Genomic DNA, 26562 nt, shown 5'->3' with positions numbered 1-26562 from the left:
GGCCGAGCGAGCCGAAGCCCTGCGCGACCGTATCGGACTGCACGTCGCCGTCATAGTTCTTGCAGGCCCAGACATAGCCGCCGGACCACTTCAACGAAGCGGCGACCATGTCGTCGATCAGGCGGTGCTCATAGGTGATCTTGGCGGCCTCGAATTTCTCCTTGAATTCGCTCTCGTAGATCTCCTGGAAGATGTCCTTGAAGCGGCCGTCATAGACCTTGAGGATGGTGTTCTTGGTCGACAGGTAGACCGGCACCTTGCGCTGCAGGCCGTAGTTCAGCGAGGCGCGCGCAAAGTCGGTGATGGAATCGTCGAGATTGTACATGCCCATGGCGACGCCGGCCGACGGTGCGTCGAACACTTCGTGCTCGATCTCGGTGCCGTCCTCGCCGACGAATTTCATCGTCAGCTTGCCCTTGCCGGGGAACTTGAAGTCGGTGGCGCGGTACTGGTCGCCGAAGGCGTGACGGCCGACAATGATCGGCTGCGTCCAGCCGGGAACCAGGCGCGGGACGTTCTTCATGATGATCGGCTCGCGGAAGATCACGCCGCCGAGAATGTTGCGGATCGTGCCGTTGGGCGAACGGTACATGCGCTTCAGGCCGAATTCCTCGACGCGCGCCTCGTCCGGGGTGATCGTCGCGCATTTCACGCCGACACCGTATTCCTTGATTGCGTTGGCCGCATCGACGGTGATCTGATCGTCCGTGGCGTCGCGCGCCTCGATGCCCAAATCGTAATATTTCAGGTCGATGTCCAGATAGGGATGGATCAGTTTGTCCTTGATGAACTGCCAGATGATGCGCGTCATCTCGTCGCCGTCGAGCTCGACGACCGGATTGTCCACCTTGATCTTACCCATGAAAAAGCTCCGCAATTGTGGTGTGAAACAGCGCGGCAGAGAGTGGCCGCGCAAAGGTCGGCTGCCCTATAGCATTCCTTGCTGAAAGCGCAAAGCGGGCAGGTGTGTTTTGCGGTTGGCGTGCATGCGCCTAGGGAAAACGTTCTTTGGCGGCGCTTGCAACAAAGTCCATCAATGCGCGGATTCGCGCGGCGCGGCGCAGCGTGGGATGGGTGAGGAGCCACAGATCGACATCCAGCCTCGGGACCGCTTCCACGCGTTTCAGATGAGGGTCGTCGGCGGCTGCATAGTCTGGCAGCACGGCAAGCCCGGCGCCACCCTTCACGGCCGCCAGCATGCCGGGTGTGGAGTTCACGCGCATCCGGCAATTCTCTGCATGGCTCTCCTCCTTCATCCAGCTTTCCAGCGCGGCATAGCCCATGCGGCGGTCCGGCCCGACCCAGCCGAGCGACGATTCCCGCCATGGAACGTCGAGAAGGTCGCGTCGCACATAGATCGACTGGCGGATTACGCCCAGCCTGCGTCCCACAAGATGGTCTGGCGGGGCTGTCGCGGGCCTGATTGCAATATCGGCTTCTCGCTCTGTCAGATCGAGGACGCTGTTGGACAGAACGATGTCCAGATCGATTTCGGGAAACGCGACGCAGAAACGGGCCAGTACGGGCGCAAAACAGGCATGGTAGAGCGCGTCCGTGGTGGTCAGGCTCACCGTGCCGGAGGGCTGCAGGTCGCGCCCGATCACCTGCCGTTCGAGCGCATGCACCTCCGTTTCTATCCGTCCGGCAACGGCAATCGCTTCCTCACCGGCGGCGCTGGGCGCATAGCCCTGGCGCGTCCGCTCGAACAGCTCCACGCTGATGCGCCGTTCCAGCTCGCGCAATTTGCGAAACACGGTCGGATGGCTGACGCCCAACGCCTTTGCCGCCCCGGTCAGCGTGCCCGTCCGGCCCACCGCCAGCACCAGCCGCAAATCGTCCCATTCGAGTGAGTTGTTCATTTTTGTAATATCGAAACTCATTTATGCTCAGTCGAATTTCATAAGCGGACAGATTAAGTGATATCGAAACCGAACACAACGCAGGAGCCAGGCAATGCATGCGCTGATCGTTTTTGCCCATCCCGAGCCCGCTTCCTTCAACGGAACGCTCAAGAATGCCGCTGTCGCCCGTCTTCAGGCGCTTGGCCACACGGTCGAGGTGTCCGATCTTTATGGCGAAGGTTTCGATCCCGTTGAGGGCGCGCCACATTATCCGGAGCGGCTCGATCCGGAACACTTTGCCACGCTTGCCGAACAGCGCCACGCCGGTCGGCAAGGCGTGCTCCCGGCCGATGTGCGACGGGAGATCGACCGCATCGAGCGCGCCGATCTTATCGTCTTCCAGTTTCCCCTATGGTGGCATGCCCAGCCGGCGATCCTGAAAGGCTGGTTCGACCGGGTTTTCGTCAACGGTTTGCTCTACAGTGGATCGCAGCGATACGACCGTGGCATCTTCCGCGGCAAGCGGGCCGTCCTTTCCGTCACCGCCGGCGCACCCGAGACGTCTTTCGCGCCGGGCGGGCGCAGTGGCGATATCGAGCTGCTGCTATGGCCGATCCATTATTCGCTCAACTATATGGGCTTCTCCGTCCTGCCGCCCTTCCTCGCCTTCGGTGTCGCGGGGCATGGCTATCGCTATGACAGTGACGAAGAGAAGATGCGTCGGCTCGATGCCTATCGCAGGGCCTGGGAAAACCGCATCGAAACCCTGCCGCGCGAGGCGGCTTTACCCTTTCCGGGTTGGGACGATTGGGACGAGGCGGGCCTTCCGATGCGCAACGAAGGAGAAAATCCCGCACTGCGTTTTCGCGATCATGGTTTTGGGGTCGGGTGAACGCGGTGAAGCCCGCTGACGCCCCATCAGAACGGCGTGCCGTTCCTCGCTTAAGGCGAACCTAGCGGCCCGAATGATCGCCGGTTTGCAGAACTGGGTGCCGTCCCTGGCGACGAACGCTTGGTGGCCGCGCTCGACACCATGCGTGGAAACGGGGATCTGAGCGGATCGAGTTCGCCAAGCCTCTCGCTGAGGGCGTGTGCGACGTCAGCGATCCGGTCACGTTGTTCGGCGATTTCAGGCGCTACGATCAACGTCTTGATCTCAAGTCACACGGTCTGTTCCCCATCGCAGCGATGGCGCGGACACTGGCGATCCGCCAGCGTTTGCCGCGCGTCCCGACCCGTGCGCGACCGAGGCATTGGCCGAGTTTGCAGGCATGCCGCACAACGATCTTCTGGCTTTGCGCGAGGCACCCGCTTTTTCCTCGTTCTCGTTTCGAAGCAACGGATCGATGACATCGCGCTTGTCATTCCGTTGTCGGACAACGTTGCGCCGGAACGACTGACTGCGCGCCAGCAGAAAACGCTCAAGGATGCGCCTGGAAGCTTGGCGATCGTTCCCGAATGCGTACGCCACGCCATGTTTGCGCGTGGATGAAGTGCACGCTTTACCGCGGCGCGGGAAGCGGGTAACAGCAGCGCATCATGGCAGGAACAGACAAACAGCAAGACATGCTTACGGAAGGCCCGGCGATCATTCTGGTGGAGCCGCAACTGGGCGAGAACATCGGCATGGTGGCGCGTGCCATGGCGAATTTCGGTTTGGCGGAACTTCGACTCGTCAACCCGCGTGACGGCTGGCCGAACGAACGAGCACGCGCTTCGGCAAGCCGCGCCGATCACGTTATCGACGCGGCAGCGGTGTTCGAATCGCCGGCCGAAGCCGTCGCCGATCTCAACTTTGTTTTGGCGACAACGGCGCGCCCGCGCGACAATTTCAAGCCGGTGCGCGGACCGGTCGAGGCGGCTGCGGATTTGCGCAACCGCTTTGCCGGCGGGCAGAAGACCGGCATTTTGTTCGGGCGCGAACGCTGGGGGCTTACCAATGAAGAGGTGGCGCTCGCCGACGAGATCGTCACTTTTCCGGTCAATCCGGCCTTTGCCTCTCTCAACATCGCGCAGGCCGTTCTTCTTATGTCTTACGAGTGGATCAAAACCGGCGATCAGGCAGTGCGACCGCCTCAAAACACACTGGAGCCAGCCGAGAAGCTGCATATCGAAAGCCTGATCGGGTATCTCGACAAGGTGTTGGACGAACGCGGCTATTTCCGCACCGAGGACAAAAAACCCAAGATGATGGACAATCTGCGCGCATTGTTCACGCGCCCAGGTTTCACCGTCGAGGAACTTGCCGTTTTGCGCGGGGTCCTGAGCTCGCTGGAGAAATTTTCTCCAAAGAATCCGCGTGGCTCCGGCGCGCCGGGGCGGGAATAGGGATGCAAACCCGGCCGATCCTCTTTTTCGATTCGGGCATAGGCGGCCTCTCGGTCGTAAAGGAGGCGCGCGTTCTTCTGCCGGGACGGCCTTACGTCTATGTGGCCGACGACGCCGCCTTTCCCTATGGTGCGTGGGAGGAGGAGGCGCTGCTCGACCGCATGATCGGCCTCTTTGCCGAACTCATCGAGAGATACAGACCGGTCATGTCGGTCATTGCCTGCAACACGGCCTCGACGCTCGCCATTCACCGGTTGCGCGAGGCGTTTCCGGATGAAACCTTCGTGGGCACCGTGCCGGCCATCAAGCCGGCGGCCGAACGCACCCGTTCGGGCCTCGTTTCCGTTCTGGCCACGCCGGGCACCGTGAAACGTCAGTACACACACGACCTGATCCGCGATTTTGCCGCTCAGTGCCATGTGCGGTTGGTCGGCAGTGAACATCTGGCCAGCCTTGCCGAGCAGTATATGCGCGAAGGTTTTGTGGACGAGGCCGCCGTCGGAGCCGAGATAGCGCCATGCTTCGTCGAGGAGAATGGCCAGCGTACGGATATCGTGGTGCTCGCCTGCACCCACTATCCCTTTCTGGTGAACCGCATGCGCAAGACCGCTCCCTGGCCGGTGGACTGGATCGACACCTCCGAAGCGATCGCACGCCGCGCGCTTGCGCTATCGGTCAATCTGCCGAAGTCACCGGACGGCAACGGTGCCGACCTTGCCCATTTCACCTCCGGCGCACCGGTGGAGGGGTATCGGCGGCTATTGTCGGGCTTTGGTTTTACGATCTCTTGAAGGCGGATGGTGCTGCATGAAGTTCGGTTATCGGACTTGGTCTACCAGAGCTTTCGTGATCCATTCGCGGAATGCGCGGATTTTCGGAGCGTTACGCCTTCCTTCGGGATAAACCAGCCAATAGCCGAGCCCATCCGTTTCCGTGCGATCGAAGGGTTGATAAAGAAGCCCAGCTTCCAGTTCCGTGCGATAGAGCGCGGGTGTCAGCATGGCGACACCGCGTCCAGCGGCCACAGCGCGTGCCAACATGCCCTGGCTGCCCAGTTTAGCAGTGGGTGGTCGGTCGTCGCAGTCGACGTCAATATCGATGGCACCGAACCAGACGGTCCACCACGGGTCGCCGAGATCCAGCAAGGGGAGTCGCAGCAAATCCTCGGGTTTCTCGACGCCGCCGATCGTTTGGGCAAGGCGCGGGCTGAGCATCGGTGTGAAATCTGCTTCGATGAGCAAATGGCGCTCTAGTCCGGGCCAGGGACCGTGCCCCCCGCGTATGGCCACATCGACGTCCTCCGTGTCGAATGCCGCGAGACGCTGGCTTGCTTCAAGCCTCACCGACAACGTGGGGTGCAGGGCCTGAAACGTATCGATGTGTTCCACGAGCCAACTGGCTGCGAAGGTTTGTGCCGTACTGATCGTGAATGTGCCTTCCATCACACCGCGTGCGTCAGTATAGGCGGCGCCCAACCGTTCGAAGGCATCGCTGACGGCCGGCGCGAAGCGTTGGCCCGTTTCGGTTAATGTGACCTGTCTTGGCCGGCGAACGAAGAGAGGCGTGCCGATGCGATCCTCCAGAATTTTGATTTGATAGCTGACGGCCGCCTGGGTCATGCCGAGTTCTTCGCCGGCCTTGGTGAAGCTGCCGTGACGGGCCGCGGCTTCGAAGGCGCGTATGGCGGCGAGCGGCGGTAGTGATACGCCGGACATGGATAAAATCCCCTTATGCTACCCTGTCGACTTTCAATTGGAATGTCGGGTTCAGAAGAGCGACATATAGCGAAGAAATCAACACAGCTTTTCTATATGCGGTTGGGAGAAGCCCGATGACACACACTTTTTTGCACGACGCCAACGAAACGCAGACCATCTGGCGTTTCCTCTTGCGGTGGACGGCGGCAGGCCGTTCTTCCGGCAGGAAAAGCAGAGCGAAACGCATTGATCCGCGTGACATTCCTGAAAACCTTCATCAGGATATCGGACTGGCCGATACCCGCTCCCTTCGTCCCAAGCGCTATGTCGATTAGTGTTTCGGTTGACAACCGCGCCGGTCTCACATATTGAGCCCGCACAAGCGCGATGGCCGCCGGCTGCCGCGCTTTTTAACGTGTCCCGTGGACGAGTCGCATCAGCGTGCGCGACATGTCCTGTCAGGTTTCGGAAATGGAAACCAGAGGAGGGCGCGTTTCCTTCGTCCGGAGCTTCGGCTTCGGGAATGTTGATATGAAAGGGAATGCGATGAGCAAGCGCCATTCTGCAAAGTACAAACTCGATCGCCGTCTTGGCGAGAACATCTGGGGTCGCCCCAAATCCCCGGTCAACCGCCGTGAATACGGCCCCGGCCAGCACGGTCAGCGCCGCAAGGGCAAGCTGTCGGATTTCGGTCTGCAGTTGCGCGCCAAGCAGAAGCTGAAAGGCCATTACGGCGATATTTCGGAAAAACAGTTCCGCAAGACCTACGATGAGGCAAACCGCCGCAAGGGCGACACCAACGAGAATCTGATCGGTCGCCTGGAATCGCGCCTCGACGCCGTGGTTTACCGCGCAAAGTTCGTTCCCACGATCTTCGCTGCGCGCCAGTTCGTCAACCATGGCCATATTCTGGTCAATGGCCGCCGCGTCAATGTCCCGTCCTATCGCTGCAAGGCCGGTGACGTGATCGAGGTGAAGGAAAAGTCCAAGCAGCTCGCCATCGTCCTGGAAGCCACGCAGCTCGCCGAGCGCGATGTTCCGGACTATGTCGAGGCCGACCACAACAAGATGGTCGCCACCTATCTGCGCATGCCGGCAATCTCCGACGTGCCCTATGCGGTGCACATGGAGCCGAACCTGGTTGTCGAGTACTACTCGCGCTGATACCTTTCGGCAGGTAATTCGGAAGGGGGCGTCCAGCTGTTTGGCCGGGCGCCTTCTTTTTTGTCGTTTCGCGGGAAGGTGTGAGGTTATGTCATGACGAGTCTGGCGAAGACGCCCGGCATGCGGATGGGCTTGCTTCTGGCCTTTTTCGTCGGTTTGTGGACAGTCTATGCCAGTCTGACGCAGCTCAATCTCGACGGCTTCGGCGACATGTTGGAGAACTATTCCTGGGGGATCGCCTGGGAGCAGGGATATTACAAGCATCCGCCGCTGTTTGCCTGGATCACCGCTGTCTGGTTCTCCGTATTTCCGCATACCGACTGGGCCTATTATCTCCTGTCAGCCGTCAATGGCGCCGCACTTCTGTTCGCCAGCTGGCGTATAGCGGTCCGTTTTCTCGATCCGTGGCGTGCCTTCATCAGCACGGCGCTGTTCTTCTTCCTTCCGCCCGTCACTTTTCTCGCCATCAAGTACAACGCCAATTCGGCTATGCTGCCTTTTTGGGCGGTAACGGTGTTGTTTTATCTGCGTTTTCTGGAAAAGCGACGCCTCTCAGACGCCGTGATCCTCGGCGCTTTCGCGGCCGCGTCGATGCTGATCAAGTATTTTTCGGCAGCGCTTCTCGGGGCGATTTGCCTTCACGTTCTGTTCGATCGCGAGGCGCGTTCGCTTCTGCTTAAACCGGGGGTGTGGGCGGCGAGCTTCGTCTTTATCGCGCTGGTGACGCCGCATCTGATCTGGCTGTTCCAGAACGATTTCCTGCCGCTCAGCTACGTTTCCGAGCAGGGCGATGGTTCGGCTCTGATCGGGCTTACCTCCACGCCGCGCTTTCTGGCCGCATTGCTGGCATATCTGCTGCCGGTGGTTCTGGTTCTTCTGATCGCGATCCTGCGTAACGGCCGTGGACCGTGGTTCGATGCCGCGCCCTTTCTCGCGCTGCGCGAGACCTTGGCGGGCCGGGCGCTTTTGTGGACCGGTTTCGGCTCGCTCGTGCTCACGCTGCTTTTGGGCATTGTGTTTGCCGTACAGTTCAGTTCGGTCTGGGCGCTGCCGCTCTATTTTGCGGCGCCGATTTTTCTCCTGCTCCTGATAAAGCCGGGGCGGCTGGAGGCACAGAAGCCGGCCGTTCCTGCCGCCGTGGTGCTTTACGGGGCCTGTCTTCTGGCGCTGACGCCCTTCATCTACCGGCAGGAAGCGCAGGACACTTCGCATTACAACGATGTGCCGGTTCAGACGATCGCCGGCGAGATCGAAAAAGCCTGGAACGCCCGCTTCGATACGCCGCTTGCTTACGTGGCGGGCGACAAGATCCTGGCCAGCGGAACCACCTTCTATTCGGTGTCGCGGCCCTATTCGATGCAGGCGAATTCCTACGAACTGTCCCCTTGGATCAAACCGGAGGGCGTGGCCGAAAAGGGCATGGTTGTGGCCTGTTTCGCGGACCAGAAGGGATGTCTTGCCAAAGCCGAGGATTTGGTGGGCACAAAGGTTCAGACACACGAACTGACTGTGCCCGGTTTCGGTGGAGAAAGACGCTGGACGATGCGCCTTTTCTTCATGCCGCCGATGGGCTCTTCATCCTGATTCCGTTTTTCCGAAAATGCCGAATTTTCTCTGAATTCGGGTAGGAATTCTCTCGTTTCGTCCGAAACGTCTTCAAACGATGCGATTTTCGATCGACCAGCGGGCAGCGAAAAAATTGAGGATCGCGCCGATGACGATGCCGATCAGCTTGGCGGCGAAAAGGCCCGTGAGCGCGGGCAGGAGATAGACGGCGAGTGTCGACGAACCAAGCGAGATAACACTGCCGCTGACGGCGAACCTCGCAAACGCACCGTGCAGGTTGAAACGCTCTCCACGCTCGAAGGTCCAGCGCGAATTGACCGCAAAGGAGAATATGACCGCGACCATCCAGCCGAGAAAATTGGCGAGAAGCGGCACAACCGACATGGCGACAAGCGCAGTGAACGTGGCGAAGTCGATCGCCGTGTTCAACACACCCACCACCGCAAAACGGCTCAATTTGCTCGAGAGCGGCCGGTTTTGTCCTGCGTTCATGGCCGACCACGTCGCAGGGTCAACCCGGCGCTTGCAAGGCGCGCGGGAAACGCATCGGAGGCGAGCGCATCGCGCTCCTCGTCGCGCGCATCGGTGAAGATGTCGCGCTGGCGCAAAATGTCGTCCACCGTTCCGGGATGGCACATGATGACGCTGTCGTCGGGCGCCTGGTCCAAGAAGAGGTCGAGCGCCCGGGCGAATGCGCCGCTGCGCCGCCAATCGTAAAAACCGCAAAGCGGTCCCTCGACGGTGAAGCCGTGGCGGCGCATCTCGGCGTCGAAGCCGCGTGCCAGAAGCCGCGCAACGACGATCTTTGCCTTTACGAGAGCGGGGGCCGCACGCAGGGTCGGCGCGCCGCGCAGCCAGGGACGTTGGGACGTGGGAACGCCGGCAAAGCGCTTGGCAAGCCACTGCCGGACGGGCGGCAGGAAATGGACATGCTGGTGCCCGTCGATGAAATCCGGATCGCGTCCGAACGCTTCGCGAAAGCGGGAAAGCTGAGCGTCCGCCTCGGCGGCAATGGTGCTGGCAGCCGGGTGTGCCAAGAGCTTCTTCAGTTCCGGCATGGTTTCGCCCGTGGACAGCGCGGGAAAATCGGTGAGGGTAAGATGCATGCCGACGGCGAAATCGCCTGTCGTCCTTGCCAATGCGCAGGCTTCAGTCTGCCAGTCGTCGAACAGCGTCATGCAGCCCGTTCCGCTCAGACGCTCCTTTTCGAGCAGCGTGCGAATGCATTGGCTGACTCCCGGCGAGAAGCCGTAATCGTCGGCGATTAGCCAGACCGAGCGTGCGCCTGATTCAGCCATGGGTGGCCTTGCCGGTCCTGCGCGCCCTGGCGCCGGAGGGCGTTGCAGCCCGAGGACCGGTGACGGATTTGACAATGTAGTTGGGACGGCTTTTCGCCTCGCTCAATGCCGACCAGACATATTCGCCGACAAGGCCCGTCAGGGCGAGGTTGAGGCCGCCAAGGACGAGGATCGCAACGATGAGGCTCGGATAGCCGGGAACGGCGACACCGGTGAACAGCACTTCCAGAAGAATTTTGATGCCGTAGAGAAAGCCGAGAACCGCAACGCCAGTACCGAACAGGGAAACCATGCGCAGCGGCACGACGGAAAACGAGGTAAAACCTTCCAGCGAGAAGGCGATCAGCTTGCGGCGCGACCACTTGCTTTCGCCACCCTGCCGTTCGGCGGGCTTGTAAAGAATGCGTTCCTGCTTGAAACCGGTCCAGGCGTAGAGACCTTTGTTGAAACGCCGTTGATCGCGCAACTGGCGCAGTGCCGCGGCAAAGCGGCCGGTCATGACGCGGAAATCGCCGGCATTGGCCGGAATCTCGTAGCGCTGGCCCATATTGATCAGCCAGTAAAAGCCGTTCGCCATATAGCGTCCGATGGTGCGGCTCTCCGCACGGTCCGCGCGCACCGCATAGACCATGTCGAGATCCGGATCGGCCATCATACGGTCGATCATATCGAGGGCGACATCCACCGTGTGCTGCAGGTCTGCATCCATCAGCAGAACGTAGTCGCCCTGGGAATGGTCCAGGCCGGCCAGGATCGCGGTTTCCTTGCCGAAATTGCGCGCCAGCGTGATGAGCGTCCAATCGCCGCTCATATGCTCTTGATAGAGCGCGCCGCCGCCATCCGTGCTGCCGTCATCGATGAAAATGAAAGCGGTTTCGAGGTCGAAGCGCTCCCTGGCCTGCGCTGCCAGCTCCCCGGCCAGAGTGCTGAAGCCGGCAACGCTTTCCCGCTCGTTCAGGAACGGAACCAGAATATCGAGCCGTTTGGCCACGCGCGCAATCTCCTTCGAACCGTGTTATGCCCGCTGAAAGTTGAGAATGCCTATTCGCTAAGTCGCCTTGCCGCAAGGCTTCTGATAGGAAGAGGCGAATTCAATTTCCGACAAAGGCCTGTCCATGCATAGCACCTTGGCGCAACCGAAAGAACCGATGGACACTGGCGGGAAAGCGATCGACGCCGCGGAGGAAACGCCGCCCTTCATGAAGGGCATGCCCTCGTCGGTGGAGTTCAACAAGCTGCGCAAGCGCCTGTTGCGCAACGCGCGCCAGGCGATTGAGGACTTTGCCATGGTAAAGCCGGGCGAGCGCTGGCTCGTGGCTCTTTCGGGCGGCAAGGATTCCTATGGCCTTCTGGCACTGCTCATGGACCTGCAGTGGCGCGGGCTCTTGCCGGTTGAGATTCTGGCCTGCAATTTGGATCAGGGGCAGCCGAATTTTCCAAAGCATATTCTCCCAGAATACCTGGAGAGCCTCGGCGTTGCGCACCGCATCGAATATCAGGATACCTATTCGGTGGTGACGGAGAAGCTGCCCGAGGCGAGCACCTATTGCTCGCTGTGCTCGCGGTTGCGGCGTGGGCATCTCTACCGTATTGCGCGTGAGGAGGGATGTTCCTCGCTGGTTCTGGGGCACCATCGCGAGGATATTCTCGAGACATTCTTCATGAACCTGTTCCATGGCGGGCGGCTTGCAGCGATGCCGCCGAAACTGCTCAACGACGAGGGTGACGTTATGGTGCTGCGACCGCTCAGCTACTGCGCGGAAACGGACATGTCGAAATTCGCCGACGCCATGAAGTTTCCCATCATTCCCTGCGACCTATGCGGAAGTCAGGACGGCTTGCAGCGCAACGCGATGAAGGCCATGCTAACCGATATCGAAACCCGGATGCCGGGCCGCAAGGATACGATGATCCGGGCGCTAACGAATGCGCGCCCGTCTCATCTTCTCGACCGCAAGCTGTTCGATTTCGCGGGGCTCACACGGGCTGATTGACCGCATGGAACATGCGTCCGCGCTCGCCGATCAACACCAGGATAATCGCCACGGCACCGGTCAGAAAATAGCCGGTGGCCAGCGGTACCGTCGACCCGTCGAACGACTGGCCGACAAAAGCGCCGATCAGGCCGCCGCCAAGTGTGGTGAGAAAGCCCTGCGTGGCCGCCGCCGTGCCGGCCACGTGACCGAGCGGCTCCATGGCGATGGAGTTGAAGTTCGCGCCGACCCAGCCGAACTGGAACATGGCCACTGAAAACAGCACGAAGAACAGCCCGAACGGCATGTAACCGATGCTCGCGAGCACCAGCCAGACGAGACTGACCGAGGTGAAGCCGACCAGCGCCGTGTGGGAGAGGCGACGCATGCCGATCCGGCCGACCAGTCGCGAATTGGTGAAGGACGATATCGCCATCAAGCCGGCGCCGATGGCGAACAGGATCGGAAACCAATCGGCCAGATCGAACGTATCCGTGTAGATCTGCTGGGCAGAACTGATGAAGCCGAACAGCGAGCCGAAGATGCTGGTGGTCGCCAGCGTGTAGCAGAGCGCGATACGGTTCGTCAGGACATATCCGAAGCCCTTTGTGATTGAGGAAAAGGTCAGTTCCCGCCGATTTTCGGGCGCGAGCGTCTCGGGCAGACGCAGTGCTGCCCAAGTGCCGAAGACAACGGCCAGAACGGCCATTGTGAGAAAAATTTCCGACCAGTCGCCGACGATCATGATGATCTGGCCGATGCTCGGCGCGATGACCGGAATGACCATGAAAACCATCATCACGAGCGACAGAACCTCGGCCATCTGGCGGCCGCCAAATACGTCGCGAATGGCCGAGACGGCAATCACCCGCGTTGTGGCCGCGCCGATGCCCTGCAGGAAACGCAGCGCAAGTATCAGGGCGAAACTGGGGGAAACGGCTGCCAACAGTGCGGCGGAAACATAGAGCGCCAGTCCGAAAAACAGCGGCGCGCGGCGTCCGAAACGATCGGAGACCGGGCCGAAGACAAGCTGTCCGCCACCAAGCCCAGCGATATAGGCCGTCACAATATATTGGCGGGCGTTTTCGTCATCGACGCCGAGCTCCGCGCCGATCTGCTGGAGCGCGGGCAACATGATGTCGATGGCAAGCGCATTGAGCGACATAAGAGCCGCAGCAAGCGCGATGAATTCGACACGACCGAGGGATTTCTGCGGTTTTATGGCTTCTTGTGAAACGGGATTTTCCATATCTCTCTCCAGCGGTCGTCAAGCATGTGCAATCAAAATTCCCGACTCCGCCCGAAGTCGATCACGGGTGGGGTGGAAAGCCGGGCGTTGGTCCGGTCCGAAAGCGCCGGCCCCTCCATCGTCCCGTATGCCGCGCGAAAAAAAGCGAACTTGCCATCGCGCAGGTCTAAAATCATGGTGCCGGTTATCGTCCGCCCTCTACCGGAATGAACCACCGACGCGAAAAAATGCGCTGGCGAGCGCCAGCGCATTGCGCAAAAGGAGGGCGCCCGCGGACGGGCGCTATCCCAAATTCAGTTTCAGGCGGCGCCCTTGGCTGCCACGCCCTTTTCGTTCAGGAAGGCCTGTAACTCGCCGGCCTGGAACATTTCCCGGATGATGTCGCAGCCGCCGACGAACTCGCCCTTCACGTAAAGCTGCGGGATGGTCGGCCAGTTGGAATAATCCTTGATGCCCTGACGAAGGTCGTCAGAGGTCAGAACGTTGACGCCTTTGTACTCGACGTCGAGATAGTCGAGAATCTGAACCACCTGACCCGAAAAGCCGCACTGCGGAAAGCCCGGCGTGCCCTTCATGAAAAGCACAACGTCGCTGCTTTTGACTTCGTTATCGATGAATTCGTTGATGCCGCTCATCGCAAATCCTTTCATGACCGGGGTCAAGGCCCGGCATTTCGATCATCATTGGTTATGTATTGCACCATCCATTGGGGTGCAACGCCACCCGATAAAAACTTTTGGGGCGGGTCAATCCGGAGCGCTGGTTTGCAGGGCGAGCGCATGAAGCGCGCCGCCCATATTTCCCTTGAGCGCATTGTAGACCATCTGATGCTGCTGAACGCGAGACTTGCCGCGGAAGCTTTCCGCTACAACTTCCGCGGCGTAATGATCTCCGTCACCCGCAAGGTCGCGTATCGTGACCTTTGCATCCGGGATGCCTTCCTTGATGAGGCGCTCGATATCAGCAGCGTTCATAGCCATTGGGTGGCGATTCTCCAATCATTCCAATCCCGGAGATATGGCGTTTCCGGTGAGCGAGGTCAATCATGGTGCGTGCGCGAACGTTTTGCCAATGCCAATCCGACGGTTCGCACTCCGCCGGAGAGGTGCGCGGCGCTCAGTCCATGAAGGCAGGAAACCAGGCCTCATGCGCGTCTTTCAGCGATTTTACCGCGACGGCACGCGTATCGCCGAGTGCAAGCGCATCGCCCCCTGTCTTGCCGATCACGACAGCGGAAACGCCCGCTTCGCCAGCAGCAGCCAGAACGGCGTCCGCATTGGCGGTGGTCACGACATAGCGGCCCTGATCTTCGCCGAAGAAGGCCGGGATGGCGTTCTCGGGCGCATCGATCGCTGCGCCGATGCCCGAGGCAATGGCCATTTCGGCCAGCGCAAGGGCCAACCCCCCATCAGAACAGTCGTGGGTGGCGGAAAGCCTGCCAGCGCGGATCAGGCCACGCACCAGATCGCCGGCGCGCTTTTCATGCGTCAGATCGACCGGCGGAGGCGGGCCGTCGGCGCGTCCGTGAATGTCGCGCAGATAGACGGACTGACCGAGATGCGTGCCCCAGCCCTCCGGTGCGCCGATCAGGACGATCGCTTCCCCCTCGGCGGCGAACGCGGCACGCGAGGCCCGCTGCCAATCCGGGATCAGGCCGACGCCGGCGATGGTCGGGGTTGGGGGGATGGCTTGACCCAGTGTCTCGTTGTAGAGCGATACGTTGCCGGAGACGATGGGGAAGCCCAGCGCATTGCAGGCTTCGCCAATGCCTTTGATGGCATGGACGAGCTGGCCCATGATCTCCGGTTTCTCCGGATTGCCGAAGTTCAGATTGTCGGTCGAGGCAAGCGGTTCGGCGCCCGTCGCCGTGATGTTGCGCCAGCATTCGGCAACGGCCTGCTTGCCGCCTTCATACGGATCGGCCTCGCAATAGCGCGGCGTCACATCGGAGGAAAAGGCGAGCGCCTTCTTTTCGTGTCCTTCGACGCGCACCACGCCGGCATCGCCACCTGGAATGTGTACCGTGTTGCCCTGAATGAGCGTGTCGTATTGCTCCCACACCCAGCGGCGTGAGGACAGATCCGGCGAATTGAGCAGCTTGACGAGGCTGTCGGCAATGTCCGCTTCGGGGGCGGGGCCTTCGAGCGGTGCCATCGGCTTCGGTTCGACCCAGGGGCGATCGTATTCAGGCGCCTCGTCGCCGAGTTCCTTGATCGGCAGGTTGGCCACTTCCTCGCCCTGATGAACGATGCGGAAGCGCAGATCGTCAGTCGTCTTGCCGACAACGGCGAAGTCCAGCCCCCATTTGCGGAAGATGGCCTCCGCCTCGTCCCGCTTTTCGGGGCGCAGAACCATGAGCATGCGCTCCTGGCTTTCCGACAGCATCATCTCATAGGCGCTCATGCGCTCTTCGCGCACGGGCACCCTATCGAGATCGAGTTCGATGCCGAGGTCGCCCTTGGCTCCCATTTCGACGGCCGAGCAGGTGAGGCCGGCGGCCCCCATGTCCTGAATGGCGATGACCGCGCCGGTGGCCATCAGTTCGAGGCAGGCTTCGAGCAGGCATTTTTCGGTAAAGGGATCGCCGACCTGAACCGTGGGCCGCTTTTCGTCGATGCCTTCGTCGAACTCGGCCGAGGCCATGGTCGCGCCGCCGACGCCGTCGCGGCCGGTCTTGGCACCGAGATAGACGACGGGCAGGCCGACGCCTTCCGCCTTGGAATAGAAGATGGCATTGGTTTCGGCGATGCCGGCGGCAAAGGCGTTGACCAGTATGTTGCCATTGTATCGGGCGTCGAAATTGACCTCACCGCCGACGGTCGGCACGCCGAAGGAATTGCCGTATCCGCCGATGCCGGAAACGACGCCGGCCACCAGGTGCCTGGTCTTCGGGTGGTCGGCCGCGCCGAAGCGCAGCGCGTTCATGGCGGCCACGGGCCGCGCGCCCATGGTGAAGACGTCGCGCAAAATTCCGCCGACTCCGGTCGCCGCGCCCTGGTAAGGCTCGATGTAGGAGGGGTGGTTGTGGCTTTCCATTTTGAAGACCACGCATTGCCCGTTGCCGATGTCGACCACGCCGGCATTCTCGCCGGGACCCTGAATGACCCGCGGTCCCTTGGTGGGTAGGGTGCGCAGCCATTTCTTGGAGCTTTTGTAGGAGCAATGCTCGTTCCACATGGCCGAAAAGATACCAAGCTCGGTAAAGCTCGGCTCGCGGCCGATCAGGTCGAGAATGCGCTGATACTCGTCGGGCTTGAGGCCGTGGGCGGCGATGAGGTCTTCGGTGATCGGAACGTGATTGGGAATGGTCATGTGGTCGGTGGGTCCCTGCAAAGGGGTTGCATAGGGTATATCGAGGCTGCGTTACAGTATTGCGGCCCGATAATCCACTTCCCAATGCCGGTTTTCGTCAGCCGTAATTGTCGAATCCGCTGATCGGATTGTCGAGAAGGCGTTTCAGCGTCGCGAACCCCTTGCGGAGGCCGTCATGGGTTTCGGGCACGGTGAAGGCGACACGAGCGCGGTGATGGGGCGCGCCGGAGCGGCCGACCCGAAACTCGTCTTCATCGTCGATGAGCACGCCTTCCTCCAGCGCGGCCTGTTTGAACGTGCTGGAGAGCCACGGTTCGGGCAGTTTGAGCCACAGGAACGGAGCGTTGGGATGGGTGCTCGCCTCGTATTGTGCGAACGCATCCGCCGCCAGCGCCTGGCGCGCAGCGATTTCGGCCTGCACGCGGGCATGAAGTGTCGACGCTTCGCCCGAAAGGACAAGTTGTGCGGCCAGCTCGGCGAGAAGGAAGGGCATGCCGCCCGTAATCATCTTGTGGGCGGTGAGAATGCGCGAGGCATAGGCCGGCGGGCTCGCCACCCATCCGCCGCGCCCCCCGGCGCCCGCCGACTTCGACAGACCCGCCACGTGGAAGGTGCGCTCGGGTGCGAGCGACGCAAAGAGCGGTGGCGTCTCCTGAAGCAGGGCGCCATAGATGTTGTCCTCGATGAGCCAGACGTTGTGGAGCCGGGCGATCTCAACGATGGCGCGCCGTCGCGTTTCCGGCATGGTGGCAAGGGTGGGATTGTGCAGCGAGGCGACCAGGAACACCATGCGCGGATGCTGTTGGGCGCAGACGCGTTCGAAGTCTTCCGGGATCATGCCTTCGGCGTCGATGGCCACGGGCAGCGGCCGGCGGCCGATCACCGTGGCGCTGCGGGCGACATGGGAATAGGTCAACTCCTCGAAGGCGATCCGGTCGCCGGGAACGGTCATGGCGGCGATGGTGGAGAGAATGCCGGCATGGCCGCCGAGCGTGGGAACGACGCTGTCGGGATGCGGGGCCCAGTCACCGCGTGCGAGCCACTGGCTGCCGGCTTCCAGCCAGCGCTGGGGGAGTGAACGCGTATAACTGGCGATATCGCGCGGATAGTCGCGCGTTATGCGCGCCGTGATCCGCTCCAGAACTTCGGCCTGGCCGATATTGGGCGCGGCGGAGGAATCCATGCGCGTTTTGCCGGGCGCAGCCACCATGTCGCGCGTTCCACCGAAGGGCCGGCTGCCGCTCCGCAGGGCACGTGTCTTGCCGATGCGTTCGAGCACATAGGTGCCACGGCCGACTTCACCGGAAACGAGCCCGCGCTGGCGCACCAGCGCATAGGCGCGGCTGACGGTGCCGATGGTGACGCCGACATCGAAGGCCAGGTTGCGCTGAGGTGGAAGCTTCGTGCCGGACGGTAGAGTGCCGCTTTCGATATCCCGCTCGATTTGATCGGCGAGGCGCACATAGAGCGGTCCGGTGCCGCGCGAAAGATTGGGCAGCCAATTTGTCATGGTGACAATTGTCTATATTGCGCCTTTTTTCGAGTCAATGCATAGAATCAATCGCTCCAATATGGATCGATGAGGGTGCTGCAATGGGTACAATTGAGACAATGAGCGGAGCGTGCCGGTCCGCCGAAACAAGGCCGGTGCGGCAAAAATCCGTTTTCGGACTCGCGAACGTCGTTGCGCGCTTCGCCTTGTGGCGCGACAAAAGGCGCAGCCGTCTCGACCTGCTGGATCTGACGGATGAACAATTGCGCGATGTCGGAATTTCGCGGTCCCAAGCTCAGCGCGAGGGATTGCGCCCATTCTGGGATTAACGCGTCGGCGTAACCTGGCCGAGGTTAGCCGCCGTTGTCCCGAATGCTCTGCGAATGCTTGTTCTCAGCGATCAAACGATCTGCCAAAATGGCCAGACGCCCGAGGAATGCGAAGGTCAAGAGCACGGCTGTCATGGTGACAATCACACTTGGCCAGCCGTTCGCTTCGGGATCGAGAAACGGGTAGGGCACTTCGCCGGAAATCGGCGCGCGCAAGAAGACGAAGGCTGCATAGAGCAGCGGATAGGCGAGCCATAGCGGGATATGACGCCAGTTGAGACTGCCGTCCGTTCCCGAGGAAAGCCACCAGGCCAGATAAATGGCGGGTGCAGCATAATGCAGGGCGATGTCGCAGACGAGGAACAGGCCCTGCGGTTGCCAGATGGCCGACAGAAGCAGCCAATAAATCAGGGCCACAACGGTGATTGCCACGGCGACGCCACCGCGTATCCAGGACTGCGCGAACGGTCGCGGCGCGCCGAAAAGGGCTGCCATATGAACCAGAACCACCAAGATGTTGGTCAGGATCGTGAAAAAGGAAAAATAGAAAACGATCGAGCCGGCGAGACTGCGGCCGGTGGCCATTGAAGCGGGTACGGTCAAGCCGAACTGCGTGACGAGAGCGGACAAGCCGACGATGAGGCCGGCGATATTGAGAATTCTGGCCATGCAGTCCCCCGGAACACAATTCAAAGGGTGCAATAAAGCCCCATTCTAAATTTTAGGTTTAAAATTGAGGGCCATGACGCGTTCTTGTTCCGGCCTCAACAATCCGCGCTTCCCGTCGACCAGCGCATGATGTCGGCGTTGATATGCGCCCCGGTGCGCGTAGACGCCAGCGGACCATAGGTCGATATCGTTGTCGGTGAGCTGGAGGCTTCGATGACGAGAAGCGGCAGGCCCTGCTGCTTCTTGCTGCGCATGATCAGAAGCCGAGGTCGCCCGACGCGCGTATCGAGCTCGGGAATCATGTGAAGATCGCGGAACCGCCGGTCGCCCGAGCGCATCCAGCATTTCGCGCCATTGCTGTTGATTTTCTGAAGGGCTGCAACGGGGCTCGAAGCCTCGACCTGAAGGTTGAGGGTTCCACCCATCGGTTCCGTCTGGCAGGCGGATAGGAAAAACAGGCCCGATATCAGCGCTGCGCCGGCGCCGCAGCGAAGAAGGTGTTGCACGTTTGAACCGGTATGACCGGCGCGCCCCATCAGGCGGCCTTTCCACGAATGCCGGCAAAGAGTGCGCGGCCATCGTCGCCGCCATGGGCGGCTTCGATCAGGTTTTCGGGATGCGGCATCATGCCAAGCACATTGCCGCTGTCGCTGACGATGCCGGCAATATCGTTGACCGAGCCATTGGGGTTGGTGCCTTCGGCATACCGGAAGGCGACCTGGCCTTCACCCTCTATGCGCTTCAGCGTTTCGGCGTCCGCAAAATAGTTTCCGTCATGATGGGCGACCGGGCAGCGGATGATCTGACCGGGCTGATAGCCGCGCGTGAAGGCGGTGTTGGCGTTGGTGACTTCAAGCTTCACCTCGCGGCACACGAATTTCAGCGAGGCGTTGCGCATTAGCGCACCGGGCAGGAGGCCCATTTCGACGAGAACCTGAAAACCGTTGCACACACCCATGATGAGCACGCCCTGGCGTGCCTTCTCGGCCACGGCCTGCATGACCGGCATGCGCGCGGCGATGGCGCCGCAGCGCAGATAGTCGCCATAGGAGAAGCCGCCGGGAATGACCACAAGGTCGACATCGGGCAGTTCGGTCTCCGTCTGCCAGACCGTCACCGGCGCCTTGCCGGAAATCCGGGTGAGCGCGGCGATCATGTCGCGGTCGCGATTGAGGCCGGGAAGCTGGATGATGGCTGATTTCATGGGTTCTGATCGCTCGGGCTGGGATCGTATGGTTTCTGCGGGCCTTCGGCCATTTCACTAAGTTCGAGACGGCGTTCTATGCGGTCGAGGCGCTGATCCTGACGCGCGAGCGTGCCATAGATATTATGGATGTCGCCATGCATTGCGACCATGCTGCTCCTCAGATTGTTCACCTCGGCCTTTATGTCGCTCAAGGCGAAATCGATCTTGTCAAACCGCTCCTGCATCTTCTTGAGCAGTTCGTACATGGACTCGTTCGCCGCCTCCGCCATGATGTGTCTCCGTATGCAACCTCAGGTAATGGAGACAGTGTAGTCTTCAATCACGGTGTTCGCCAGAAGCTTTTCGCACATGGCATTGAGGTCGCTCTCGGCCTTGGCCCTGTCAGCGCCTTCAATCTCCAGATCGAAAACCTTGCCCTGGCGCACCGAGCCGACATCGGCAAAACCGAGCGCATCGAGAGCGCCTTCGATGGCTTTTCCCTGCGGGTCCAGAACGCCGTTCTTCAACGTCACGGTGACGCGGGCCTTGATCACGTTTGTGCTCCCTGATTTCCCGGACGCGTCCTAGTGGCGCGTCTTGTTGTCTTTCGAAGATACGAGGACGGGTCCGCTGCCGCGCGGCGGTTCGTTCTCGTTCATGATGCCGAGACGACGGGCCACTTCCTGATAGGCCTCGACCAGTCCGCCCATGTCGCGGCGGAAGCGGTCCTTGTCCATCTTGTCCTGCGTGGTCGTGTCCCACAGGCGACAGGAATCGGGCGAAATTTCATCGGCCACGATGACACGCATCATTTCGTTTTCCCAAAGGCGACCGCACTCCATCTTGAAGTCGACCAACTGGATGCCAACGCCAAGGAACAGGCCGGTGAGGAAATCGTTGACGCGGATGGCGAGCGCCATCATGTCGTCGATCTCCTGGGGGCTCGCCCAACCGAACGCCGTGACGTGTTCCTCGGAGACCATGGGATCGTCCAGCGCATCGGCCTTGTAGTAGAACTCGATGATCGAGCGGGGCAGAACCGTGCCTTCCTCGATGCCTAACCGCTTGGCGAGCGAGCCGGCCGCGACGTTGCGCACAACGATCTCGAGCGGAATGATTTCCACTTCCTTGATGAGCTGCTCACGCATGTTGAGCCGGCGAATGAAATGCGTCGGAATGCCGATCCGGTTCAGATGCTCGAAAATATACTCCGAGATCCGGTTGTTGAGCACGCCCTTGCCGTCGACAATCTCGTGCTTTTTCTTGTTGAAGGCTGTGGCGTCGTCCTTGAAGAACTGGATCAAGGTGCCGGGCTCCGGGCCTTCATAAAGAATCTTGGCCTTGCCCTCATAAATGCGGCGACGACGGTTCATGGCTTTTCCTGGTCCGTTGCCTTGACGGGAAACTTCGCGCGGAAGCTCCGCAATGCGGCAGTTTCATGGATGCATCGTTTCACGCGGTCTCTAGCGCAAACCCACTCATACCACAATTGCCATTTGTCAAAGCCAACGTGTTTGTGGGCAGGCAGGCAAAGCCAGATGCGCCAAACGAGCGTATTGACCCGGAGCTGGGCTTCTGGTTTTTGCTTGCCAACCCAATTGTTTCCGCATCGTTCGACGATGCCCGAGCCGGAGGATTTGCGAAATGGCCAACATGAAAGACCGCGAAGACGCGTTTGAAAACAAGTTCGTTCACGACGAGACCCAGAAATTCAAGGCCATGGCGCGCCGCAATCGAATGCTGGGCCATTGGGCCGCCGAGAAATTGGGGAAGACGGGCGACGAGGCCGATGCATATGCCCGCGAAGTGATGAATTCTGATTTCGAGGAGGCGGGCGACGAGGACGTGTTCCGGAAGGTGCGCAAGGATTTCGACGCCGCCGGTGTCGCACAGTCGGATCACCAGATTCGCCGCACGATGGATGAGCTCCTCGCTACCGCGCTCGAGCAAATCAAGAACGGCGAGTAACGGGGTTGTCGAACCCGTCACTCGCCGCGCGGCTCAGGGCCGGTGAAAGAATTTTCTCCGCCTGGTCTTCGATACCCGATTCGCAAACCGTCGAACTGGTGGCCGGGTTGAACTTCGGCGCGGTGACGCTCGATATGCAGCATGGCGGGCATCACGAGGACAGCGTGCTGCGCGGCATCGGTGCCATTCGTTTGAACAACAAGCATCCGGCGGTGCGCATTCCCGTGGGACGTTTCGATATGGCAAGCCGTGCGCTCGATCTGGGGGCGGAAGCCGTAATCGCACCGATGGTCAATTCGGCGGGCGATGCACGCGCTTTCGCCGCTGCCATGAAATATCCGCCTGTGGGGTTGCGCTCCTGGGGACCGAATTTTGCCATGCCGCGCGCCGGCGCGCCCGATGCCCAGGGCTGGCTTGAAACCGCGAATGCGAACACCGTCGCCTTCGCCATGATCGAGACGCGGCAGGCGCTGGTCGCGCTGGACGATATTCTCGACGTCGATGGCATCGACGGCGTTCTTGTCGGGCCGTCGGACTTTTCCATCGCGTGGTCGAATGGCGCAACGGTCAATCCGGCGCTGGAAGATATGATGCCGGCCATCGCGACCATCGCGGAGAAAGCGCGGGCTTCGGGAAAGCATGCCGCGATATATGTGGTCGATCCGGGGCTTGTCGGACGCTTTTATGCCATGGGTTACAGGCTCTTCGCGATGGGATCGGAGGCGGCGTACATGCTCCAGGGCGCGCCGGCGATGCTTGCCGCGGCGCGCGCCTCCATCGAAACCTAGGCCGGAAGATCAGAGCTTCTGCAGGAATTTGGCAAAAGTCATGGAGCCTTCCGGCCAAGGGCCGAAGCCCGATTCGGCATTGATATGACCGGAATCACCGGCATCCAGAAACAAAGAGCCCCAGGCCGCCGCGATGTCCTCAGCCACGTCGAAAGCGCAAAAATGATCGTTGCGGCTTGCTATGGTGATCGATGGAAACGGCAGCGGATCGCGCGGATAGGGACCGAACGTCATCAGATGCTTCGGCCTGACCTTGCGGTTGGCGACGTCGGGCGGGGCCACGAAGAACGCACCCGCCACCGGATTCGTAAACTCCGGAATGGCTTGAACGGCTGTGGCCACCCCCAGCGAATGAGCAACCAGAACGACCGGTTTCTCTGCTTCGTTGACGGCCCGCGCGACGTTTGCGACCCAGTCTTCGCGCACCGGCTTGGACCAGGCTTCCTGCTCGACGCGGCGCGCCGTCGACAGCCGGGACTGCCAGCGGGTCTGCCAGTGATCCGGCCCGGAATTGGTATAGCCGGGAATGATGAGAATATCGGCGTCTGATGCTTTCATGGCGGGCCATGTAGCCATCGTGAACGAGGCATGCAAGCTTCAGAGCCGGTCAACAGCCAAAGCCACTCATTTTACGAACAAATTCTATTTATTGTATCTCATGCGGTGAACAGGGTGTTCGCTGGTCGGATGCTTGCGCCATGCGATCCGGAAGGTCACTTTCAAGGCAGGATGAGGCGGGCGTCCATCATGACCAGCCGTCGCTTATCAGGAGTTCGAAGCCATGAGTGCATTTCCCTTTGCCGTAACGACGCCCGTCAGCGTTGGCAGCGTCGGATTGAAGGCGCACGATGCGCATGAGCTGGCGGCTTTTTATGCGGATATTCTGGGCCTTCAAGAGATCGGCAGCGACAATGGTTCGATTGCACTGGGTGCGGGCGGCCGGACGCTGCTGGAGATCGCCCAAGATCGTGCGGCCGAACCCGACAATCCGCGCGAAGCCGGTCTCTTTCACACGGCATTCCTGCTACCGGAACGGGCTGATCTGGCACGCTGGGCGCTGTTTGCACGCGACCGGAACATGCGGCTCGAAGGTGCATCCGATCATCTGGTCAGCGAAGCGATCTATCTTTCGGATCCGGAGGGCAATGGCATCGAGATCTATGCCGACCGCGCCCCCGAAAGCTGGACGAAAACCGCAGACGGGATTGCCATGGCGACCGAACGGCTCGATTTCGGCAACCTGCTTTCAGCGTTGCCCGATGGCGATGCGGGCTGGCAGGGCGCGCCGGACAAAACGGTGATCGGCCATGTGCATCTGCGTGTCGGCGATCCGGGGGTCGCGGAGGCCTGGTGGCATGAAGCCCAGGGTTTCGACACCATGGCACGTTACGGATCGCAGGCGGTGTTTCTGGCGACCGGTGGTTACCATCATCATATCGGCGCGAACAATTGGCACAGCGCCGGCGCCGAAGCGCGCAACTCGAACAGCACCGGGCTTTCCTGGGTCGAACTGAAGAGCCGGAATGCAAAAGCGGAGAAGGAATTCGTGGACCCGTGGGGAACGGTGATCCGGGTTTCGCCAACGAATTGATCCGGTTTGGACCGCTGTAATGAAGCGCCGACGCATCGTCCGATGCGCCGGCGTTTTTACGTTTCAGAGCGTAGAGATCAGCTTTCGCCGAAAACACGTTTGAAGATCGTGTCCACATGCTTGGTATGATAGCCGAGGTCGAACTTGTCGCGAATGACGTCTTCGGAAAGGGCTGCGCGCACCTCGTCGTCACCGAGCAGCTCGGTCAAGAAGTCGGCGCCCTGTTCCCACACCTTCATGGCGTTGCGCTGCACGAGGCGGTAGGCGTCCTCACGCGAAACGCCGGCCTGGGTGAGGGCGAGCAGGACGCGCTGCGAGTGAACGAGGCCGCGGAAGCGGTCCATGTTCTTCTGCATGGCATCCGGATAGACGACCAGCTTTTCCATCATGCCGGTGAGGCGGGCAAGCGCGAAATCGAGCGTGACGGTCGCGTCGGGGCCGATCATGCGCTCCACCGAAGAGTGGGAAATGTCGCGCTCGTGCCAGAGCGCCACGTTCTCCATCGCAGGCGTCGCATAGGCGCGCACCATGCGGGCAAGACCGGTCAAATTCTCCGACAGGACCGGGTTGCGCTTGTGCGGCATGGCCGACGAGCCTTTCTGGCCGGGTGAGAAATACTCTTCCGCTTCCAGAACCTCGGTGCGCTGCAGGTGACGCACCTCGACGGAGAGCCGCTCGATGGACGACGCGATCACGGCGAGCGTGGCGAAATACATGGCGTGACGGTCGCGCGGGATGACCTGGGTGGAAACCGGCTCCGGCTTGAGACCCATCTTCTTAGCCACATGCGCCTCGACGCTCGGGTCGATGTTGGCGAAGGTGCCCACCGCACCGGAAATGGCGCAGGTGGCGATCTCTTCACGCGCATTGACGAGGCGGGTGCGGCAGCGCTCGAACTCGGCATAGGCCTGGGCGAGCTTGACGCCGAACGTGGTTGGCTCGGCATGGATGCCGTGGCTGCGGCCGATGGTGACGGTCTCCTTGTGCTCGAAGGCGCGCGTCTTGAGGGCGGCGAGCAACTTGTCGAGATCGGCAAGCAGAATATCGGTGGCGCGCACGAGCTGGACGCTGAGGCAGGTGTCGAGCACGTCGGAAGAGGTCATGCCCTGATGCACGAAGCGCGCTTCGGGGCCGACGATCTCCGCCAGATGCGTCAGGAAGGCGATGACATCGTGCTTCGTCTCGCGTTCGATCTCGTCGATGCGGTCGATGTCGAACGTGGCGTTGCCGGCCTTGTCCCAGATAGTCTTGGCAGCCTCCTTCGGCACGATGCCGAGCTCGGCCATCGCGTCAGCGGCATGCGCCTCGATTTCGAACCAGATGCGGAATTTGGATTCAGGCGACCAGATGGCGACCATGTCCGGTCGCGAATAGCGCGGGATCATTGAGCGTCCTCGTTTTCAGAATTGCTGGCTGCCGTTTACCAGACGCCTCGTGATCGCTCAATGGAGGGGCGCGATTTATTGCCGTTTGCGCTCGATGGGCGCCGTCGCGTAGTCCCAGGAGGCAGCGAGCGCGAGCGGCAGGCCCCAAGGCAGAAGCAGCATCGCGCTCTCGATCATGAAAATGTAGGCGGCGCCCGCGCCGGTCATGATCAATTCTACGGCGCCGTAGATTGTCAGGATATCGTCGTGCGAAGCCGCATAATAGCTGCGGAACTGCAGAAAATGGAACAGGGCGGTCATTCCGACTGTCCCGGTGATCAGGCCGAGAAACATGGCGGCGAAGCGCGCGCTCTGCTGTGGCCGGAACCGGCAGAGGAAGGCGGCCAGAGCCCGGGCGAACAGGGCGCCGGCAAAGGAGCCGAAGGCGAACAGGATGACGACGGCCACCGTCCGGCTGGTCACCCCCTGATAGGACAGGGCAAGCTGGATCATGACGAGACCGCTGATCAGCAGGGCCCAGATCAGCGAGAAGCCGAGGGCCCTGACCGGGAGCCATCTCTCGTCGGGCCGGATCCGGATGCCGGATTTCGATGAGGCCGGGCTGACCACGTTCTTTTGTCCCCTGACTTTTGACAGGAGACCGTGCCAGCAAAGGGTTGAGAAAGGGTGTCGTAGGGGCCGCTTCAGGCCTCTTCCGCGGCCTTGCGGATGGCGGAAATGTTGGCG

At 61.0% G+C, this 26562-nt stretch carries 33 protein-coding genes; 13 read left to right on the top strand and 20 right to left on the bottom strand.

Annotation, left to right across the window (positions count from 1 at the left end; translation table 11 throughout):
* Both QZ638_RS10855 and QZ638_RS10850 read right to left on the bottom strand, forming a co-directional pair.
* On the bottom strand, positions 1-862 hold an 862-nt coding region (locus QZ638_RS10855), incomplete at its 3' end, for an NADP-dependent isocitrate dehydrogenase (RefSeq protein ID WP_295809979.1).
* A 130-nt stretch (positions 863-992) separates the two neighbouring features.
* Positions 993-1859 (bottom strand): LysR family transcriptional regulator, encoded by an 867-nt coding sequence (locus QZ638_RS10850; protein WP_295809976.1) that lies wholly within the window; start codon positions 1857-1859, stop codon positions 993-995.
* A 94-nt stretch (positions 1860-1953) separates the two neighbouring features.
* Between QZ638_RS10850 and QZ638_RS10845 the strand changes: the two genes are divergently transcribed.
* The 4 genes from QZ638_RS10845 to murI all read left to right on the top strand — a co-directional run bounded on the left by QZ638_RS10845 (position 1954) and on the right by murI (position 4960).
* On the top strand, positions 1954-2733 hold the full coding sequence (locus QZ638_RS10845) for an NAD(P)H-dependent oxidoreductase (RefSeq protein ID WP_295809973.1): 780 nt from the start codon (positions 1954-1956) through the stop codon (positions 2731-2733).
* Between the two features lie 167 nt (positions 2734-2900).
* Positions 2901-3191: a putative nucleotidyltransferase substrate binding domain-containing protein gene (locus QZ638_RS23335; RefSeq protein WP_366936234.1), complete on the top strand. Its 291-nt coding sequence runs from the start codon at positions 2901-2903 to the stop codon at positions 3189-3191.
* A gap of 189 nt (positions 3192-3380) precedes the next feature.
* Positions 3381-4169, top strand: coding sequence for an RNA methyltransferase (locus QZ638_RS10840; protein ID WP_295809970.1), 789 nt, complete (start codon positions 3381-3383; stop codon positions 4167-4169).
* 2 nt (positions 4170-4171) lie between these two features.
* Entirely contained in the window at positions 4172-4960 is a 789-nt protein-coding gene (murI, locus tag QZ638_RS10835; RefSeq protein WP_295809968.1) for a glutamate racemase, read from the top strand.
* 27 nt (positions 4961-4987) lie between these two features.
* Here murI and QZ638_RS10830 read toward each other — a convergent pair whose 3' ends face one another.
* Positions 4988-5884, bottom strand: coding sequence for a LysR substrate-binding domain-containing protein (locus QZ638_RS10830; protein WP_295809966.1), 897 nt, complete (start codon positions 5882-5884; stop codon positions 4988-4990).
* Positions 5885-6000: 116 nt separating this feature from the next.
* Between QZ638_RS10830 and QZ638_RS10825 the strand changes: the two genes are divergently transcribed.
* From QZ638_RS10825 to QZ638_RS10815, 3 genes are all read left to right on the top strand, one after another.
* Positions 6001-6201: a hypothetical protein gene (locus tag QZ638_RS10825; RefSeq protein ID WP_295809962.1), complete on the top strand. Its 201-nt coding sequence runs from the start codon at positions 6001-6003 to the stop codon at positions 6199-6201.
* 211 nt (positions 6202-6412) lie between these two features.
* A complete protein-coding gene (rpsD, locus tag QZ638_RS10820) occupies positions 6413-7030 on the top strand; it encodes a 30S ribosomal protein S4 (protein ID WP_295809957.1) in 618 nt (205 codons plus the stop codon).
* Between the two features lie 93 nt (positions 7031-7123).
* Positions 7124-8614, top strand: a complete 1491-nt coding sequence (locus QZ638_RS10815) for a glycosyltransferase family 39 protein (protein ID WP_295809954.1) — start codon at positions 7124-7126, stop codon at positions 8612-8614.
* A gap of 72 nt (positions 8615-8686) precedes the next feature.
* Here QZ638_RS10815 and QZ638_RS10810 read toward each other — a convergent pair whose 3' ends face one another.
* Genes QZ638_RS10810 through QZ638_RS10800 form a run of 3 tightly spaced genes read right to left on the bottom strand, consistent with a single transcriptional unit; the run spans position 8687 to position 10885 of the window.
* Positions 8687-9088 carry a GtrA family protein gene (locus QZ638_RS10810; protein ID WP_295809951.1) on the bottom strand — a complete coding sequence of 134 codons (402 nt, stop codon included), beginning with the start codon at positions 9086-9088 and terminating at the stop codon, positions 8687-8689.
* Positions 9085-9894 carry a ChbG/HpnK family deacetylase gene (locus QZ638_RS10805; protein WP_295809949.1) on the bottom strand — a complete coding sequence of 270 codons (810 nt, stop codon included), beginning with the start codon at positions 9892-9894 and terminating at the stop codon, positions 9085-9087. The genes QZ638_RS10810 and QZ638_RS10805 overlap by 4 nt, the downstream gene beginning before the upstream one ends.
* Positions 9887-10885, bottom strand: a complete 999-nt coding sequence (locus QZ638_RS10800; RefSeq protein ID WP_295809947.1) for a glycosyltransferase family 2 protein — start codon at positions 10883-10885, stop codon at positions 9887-9889. The genes QZ638_RS10805 and QZ638_RS10800 overlap by 8 nt, the downstream gene beginning before the upstream one ends.
* A 208-nt stretch (positions 10886-11093) precedes the next feature.
* On the opposite strand from QZ638_RS10800, the gene ttcA reads away from it, so the two are divergent.
* Positions 11094-11888 (top strand): tRNA 2-thiocytidine(32) synthetase TtcA, encoded by a 795-nt coding sequence (gene ttcA / locus QZ638_RS10795; RefSeq protein WP_295809985.1) that lies wholly within the window; start codon positions 11094-11096, stop codon positions 11886-11888.
* Here the strand turns inward: ttcA and QZ638_RS10790 are convergent.
* From QZ638_RS10790 to QZ638_RS10770, 5 genes are all read right to left on the bottom strand, one after another.
* Positions 11872-13116, bottom strand: coding sequence for a multidrug effflux MFS transporter (locus tag QZ638_RS10790; RefSeq protein ID WP_295809944.1), 1245 nt, complete (start codon positions 13114-13116; stop codon positions 11872-11874). The genes ttcA and QZ638_RS10790 overlap by 17 nt on opposite strands.
* Before the next feature lie 299 nt (positions 13117-13415).
* Complete coding sequence (gene grxD / locus QZ638_RS10785) at positions 13416-13751, bottom strand: Grx4 family monothiol glutaredoxin (protein ID WP_295809943.1); 336 nt, start codon at positions 13749-13751, stop codon at positions 13416-13418.
* A gap of 111 nt (positions 13752-13862) precedes the next feature.
* Entirely contained in the window at positions 13863-14096 is a 234-nt protein-coding gene (locus QZ638_RS10780) for a BolA family protein (protein WP_229447082.1), read from the bottom strand.
* Positions 14097-14232: 136 nt separating this feature from the next.
* Complete coding sequence (purL, locus tag QZ638_RS10775; protein ID WP_295809937.1) at positions 14233-16428, bottom strand: phosphoribosylformylglycinamidine synthase subunit PurL; 2196 nt, start codon at positions 16426-16428, stop codon at positions 14233-14235.
* Between the two features lie 97 nt (positions 16429-16525).
* On the bottom strand, positions 16526-17938 hold the full coding sequence (locus tag QZ638_RS10770) for a PLP-dependent aminotransferase family protein (protein WP_295809934.1): 1413 nt from the start codon (positions 17936-17938) through the stop codon (positions 16526-16528).
* A gap of 83 nt (positions 17939-18021) precedes the next feature.
* Here QZ638_RS10770 and QZ638_RS10765 point away from each other — a divergent pair, with 83 nt between their 5' ends.
* On the top strand, positions 18022-18249 hold the full coding sequence (locus QZ638_RS10765; RefSeq protein ID WP_366936233.1) for a DUF1127 domain-containing protein: 228 nt from the start codon (positions 18022-18024) through the stop codon (positions 18247-18249).
* A gap of 24 nt (positions 18250-18273) precedes the next feature.
* Here the strand turns inward: QZ638_RS10765 and QZ638_RS10760 are convergent, their stop codons facing one another.
* The 6 genes from QZ638_RS10760 to purC all read right to left on the bottom strand — a co-directional run bounded on the left by QZ638_RS10760 (position 18274) and on the right by purC (position 21477).
* The gene (locus QZ638_RS10760) at positions 18274-18918 is read right to left on the bottom strand and encodes a Pr6Pr family membrane protein (protein ID WP_295809930.1); all 645 of its coding nucleotides are present in this window, start codon (positions 18916-18918) and stop codon (positions 18274-18276) included.
* 95 nt (positions 18919-19013) lie between these two features.
* Entirely contained in the window at positions 19014-19343 is a 330-nt protein-coding gene (locus tag QZ638_RS10755) for a hypothetical protein (protein ID WP_295809928.1), read from the bottom strand.
* 110 nt (positions 19344-19453) lie between these two features.
* Positions 19454-20122 (bottom strand): phosphoribosylformylglycinamidine synthase subunit PurQ, encoded by a 669-nt coding sequence (gene purQ, locus QZ638_RS10750; protein WP_295809926.1) that lies wholly within the window; start codon positions 20120-20122, stop codon positions 19454-19456.
* Positions 20119-20394, bottom strand: coding sequence for a hypothetical protein (locus QZ638_RS10745; protein WP_295809924.1), 276 nt, complete (start codon positions 20392-20394; stop codon positions 20119-20121). The genes purQ and QZ638_RS10745 overlap by 4 nt, the downstream gene beginning before the upstream one ends.
* A gap of 21 nt (positions 20395-20415) precedes the next feature.
* Positions 20416-20658, bottom strand: coding sequence for a phosphoribosylformylglycinamidine synthase subunit PurS (gene purS / locus QZ638_RS10740; RefSeq protein ID WP_295809920.1), 243 nt, complete (start codon positions 20656-20658; stop codon positions 20416-20418).
* A 30-nt stretch (positions 20659-20688) separates the two neighbouring features.
* Positions 20689-21477: a phosphoribosylaminoimidazolesuccinocarboxamide synthase gene (gene purC, locus QZ638_RS10735; RefSeq protein ID WP_007009773.1), complete on the bottom strand. Its 789-nt coding sequence runs from the start codon at positions 21475-21477 to the stop codon at positions 20689-20691.
* A gap of 65 nt (positions 21478-21542) precedes the next feature.
* Between purC and QZ638_RS10730 the strand changes: the two genes are divergently transcribed.
* Genes QZ638_RS10730 through QZ638_RS10720 form a run of 3 tightly spaced genes read left to right on the top strand, consistent with a single transcriptional unit; the run spans position 21543 to position 22860 of the window.
* Positions 21543-21761, top strand: coding sequence for a hypothetical protein (locus tag QZ638_RS10730; protein ID WP_295809916.1), 219 nt, complete (start codon positions 21543-21545; stop codon positions 21759-21761).
* A complete protein-coding gene (locus QZ638_RS10725) occupies positions 21749-22072 on the top strand; it encodes a DUF1476 domain-containing protein (protein ID WP_295809915.1) in 324 nt (107 codons plus the stop codon). Before QZ638_RS10730 ends, QZ638_RS10725 begins: the two co-directional genes overlap by 13 nt.
* A 5-nt stretch (positions 22073-22077) precedes the next feature.
* Positions 22078-22860 (top strand): aldolase/citrate lyase family protein, encoded by a 783-nt coding sequence (locus tag QZ638_RS10720; protein ID WP_295809913.1) that lies wholly within the window; start codon positions 22078-22080, stop codon positions 22858-22860.
* 9 nt (positions 22861-22869) lie between these two features.
* Here the strand turns inward: QZ638_RS10720 and QZ638_RS10715 are convergent, their stop codons facing one another.
* Entirely contained in the window at positions 22870-23418 is a 549-nt protein-coding gene (locus QZ638_RS10715) for an alpha/beta hydrolase (protein WP_295809911.1), read from the bottom strand.
* Positions 23419-23641: 223 nt separating this feature from the next.
* Here QZ638_RS10715 and QZ638_RS10710 point away from each other — a divergent pair, with 223 nt between their 5' ends.
* Positions 23642-24451 carry a VOC family protein gene (locus tag QZ638_RS10710; RefSeq protein ID WP_295809908.1) on the top strand — a complete coding sequence of 270 codons (810 nt, stop codon included), beginning with the start codon at positions 23642-23644 and terminating at the stop codon, positions 24449-24451.
* Positions 24452-24528: 77 nt separating this feature from the next.
* Here QZ638_RS10710 and purB read toward each other — a convergent pair whose 3' ends face one another.
* On the bottom strand, positions 24529-25836 hold the full coding sequence (purB, locus tag QZ638_RS10705; protein WP_295809905.1) for an adenylosuccinate lyase: 1308 nt from the start codon (positions 25834-25836) through the stop codon (positions 24529-24531).
* Positions 25837-25911: 75 nt separating this feature from the next.
* A complete protein-coding gene (locus tag QZ638_RS10700) occupies positions 25912-26445 on the bottom strand; it encodes a hypothetical protein (protein WP_295809902.1) in 534 nt (177 codons plus the stop codon).
* Positions 26446-26562: the final 117 nt, after the last annotated feature.

The organism is uncultured Nitratireductor sp. (assembly GCF_913053745.1).
Taxonomy (GTDB): Bacteria; Pseudomonadota; Alphaproteobacteria; order Rhizobiales; family Rhizobiaceae; genus Nitratireductor.
The sequence above is the reverse complement of the archived record's forward strand: the minus strand, read 5'-3'. Positions and strand labels throughout refer to the sequence as shown.

What these genes read in the sequence shown, in the direction of transcription:
- QZ638_RS10850 (WP_295809976.1), bottom strand. Translation starts at nt 1,859, where the DNA reads ATGAACAACTCACTCGAATGGGACGATTTGCGGCTGGTGCTGGCGGTG.
- QZ638_RS10845 (WP_295809973.1), top strand. Translation starts at nt 1,954, where the DNA reads ATGCATGCGCTGATCGTTTTTGCCCATCCCGAGCCCGCTTCCTTCAAC.
- QZ638_RS10840 (WP_295809970.1), top strand. Translation starts at nt 3,381, where the DNA reads ATGGCAGGAACAGACAAACAGCAAGACATGCTTACGGAAGGCCCGGCG.
- murI (WP_295809968.1), top strand. Translation starts at nt 4,172, where the DNA reads ATGCAAACCCGGCCGATCCTCTTTTTCGATTCGGGCATAGGCGGCCTC.
- QZ638_RS10830 (WP_295809966.1), bottom strand. Translation starts at nt 5,884, where the DNA reads ATGTCCGGCGTATCACTACCGCCGCTCGCCGCCATACGCGCCTTCGAA.
- QZ638_RS10825 (WP_295809962.1), top strand. Translation starts at nt 6,001, where the DNA reads ATGACACACACTTTTTTGCACGACGCCAACGAAACGCAGACCATCTGG.
- rpsD (WP_295809957.1), top strand. Translation starts at nt 6,413, where the DNA reads ATGAGCAAGCGCCATTCTGCAAAGTACAAACTCGATCGCCGTCTTGGC.
- QZ638_RS10815 (WP_295809954.1), top strand. Translation starts at nt 7,124, where the DNA reads ATGACGAGTCTGGCGAAGACGCCCGGCATGCGGATGGGCTTGCTTCTG.
- QZ638_RS10810 (WP_295809951.1), bottom strand. Translation starts at nt 9,088, where the DNA reads ATGAACGCAGGACAAAACCGGCCGCTCTCGAGCAAATTGAGCCGTTTT.
- QZ638_RS10805 (WP_295809949.1), bottom strand. Translation starts at nt 9,894, where the DNA reads ATGGCTGAATCAGGCGCACGCTCGGTCTGGCTAATCGCCGACGATTAC.
- ttcA (WP_295809985.1), top strand. Translation starts at nt 11,094, where the DNA reads ATGAAGGGCATGCCCTCGTCGGTGGAGTTCAACAAGCTGCGCAAGCGC.
- QZ638_RS10790 (WP_295809944.1), bottom strand. Translation starts at nt 13,116, where the DNA reads ATGGAAAATCCCGTTTCACAAGAAGCCATAAAACCGCAGAAATCCCTC.
- grxD (WP_295809943.1), bottom strand. Translation starts at nt 13,751, where the DNA reads ATGAGCGGCATCAACGAATTCATCGATAACGAAGTCAAAAGCAGCGAC.
- QZ638_RS10780 (WP_229447082.1), bottom strand. Translation starts at nt 14,096, where the DNA reads ATGGCTATGAACGCTGCTGATATCGAGCGCCTCATCAAGGAAGGCATC.
- purL (WP_295809937.1), bottom strand. Translation starts at nt 16,428, where the DNA reads ATGACCATTCCCAATCACGTTCCGATCACCGAAGACCTCATCGCCGCC.
- QZ638_RS10770 (WP_295809934.1), bottom strand. Translation starts at nt 17,938, where the DNA reads ATGACAAATTGGCTGCCCAATCTTTCGCGCGGCACCGGACCGCTCTAT.
- QZ638_RS10765 (WP_366936233.1), top strand. Translation starts at nt 18,022, where the DNA reads ATGGGTACAATTGAGACAATGAGCGGAGCGTGCCGGTCCGCCGAAACA.
- QZ638_RS10760 (WP_295809930.1), bottom strand. Translation starts at nt 18,918, where the DNA reads ATGGCCAGAATTCTCAATATCGCCGGCCTCATCGTCGGCTTGTCCGCT.
- QZ638_RS10755 (WP_295809928.1), bottom strand. Translation starts at nt 19,343, where the DNA reads ATGGGTGGAACCCTCAACCTTCAGGTCGAGGCTTCGAGCCCCGTTGCA.
- purQ (WP_295809926.1), bottom strand. Translation starts at nt 20,122, where the DNA reads ATGAAATCAGCCATCATCCAGCTTCCCGGCCTCAATCGCGACCGCGAC.
- QZ638_RS10745 (WP_295809924.1), bottom strand. Translation starts at nt 20,394, where the DNA reads ATGGCGGAGGCGGCGAACGAGTCCATGTACGAACTGCTCAAGAAGATG.
- purC (WP_007009773.1), bottom strand. Translation starts at nt 21,477, where the DNA reads ATGAACCGTCGTCGCCGCATTTATGAGGGCAAGGCCAAGATTCTTTAT.
- QZ638_RS10730 (WP_295809916.1), top strand. Translation starts at nt 21,543, where the DNA reads ATGGATGCATCGTTTCACGCGGTCTCTAGCGCAAACCCACTCATACCA.
- QZ638_RS10725 (WP_295809915.1), top strand. Translation starts at nt 21,749, where the DNA reads ATGGCCAACATGAAAGACCGCGAAGACGCGTTTGAAAACAAGTTCGTT.
- QZ638_RS10715 (WP_295809911.1), bottom strand. Translation starts at nt 23,418, where the DNA reads ATGAAAGCATCAGACGCCGATATTCTCATCATTCCCGGCTATACCAAT.
- QZ638_RS10710 (WP_295809908.1), top strand. Translation starts at nt 23,642, where the DNA reads ATGAGTGCATTTCCCTTTGCCGTAACGACGCCCGTCAGCGTTGGCAGC.
- purB (WP_295809905.1), bottom strand. Translation starts at nt 25,836, where the DNA reads ATGATCCCGCGCTATTCGCGACCGGACATGGTCGCCATCTGGTCGCCT.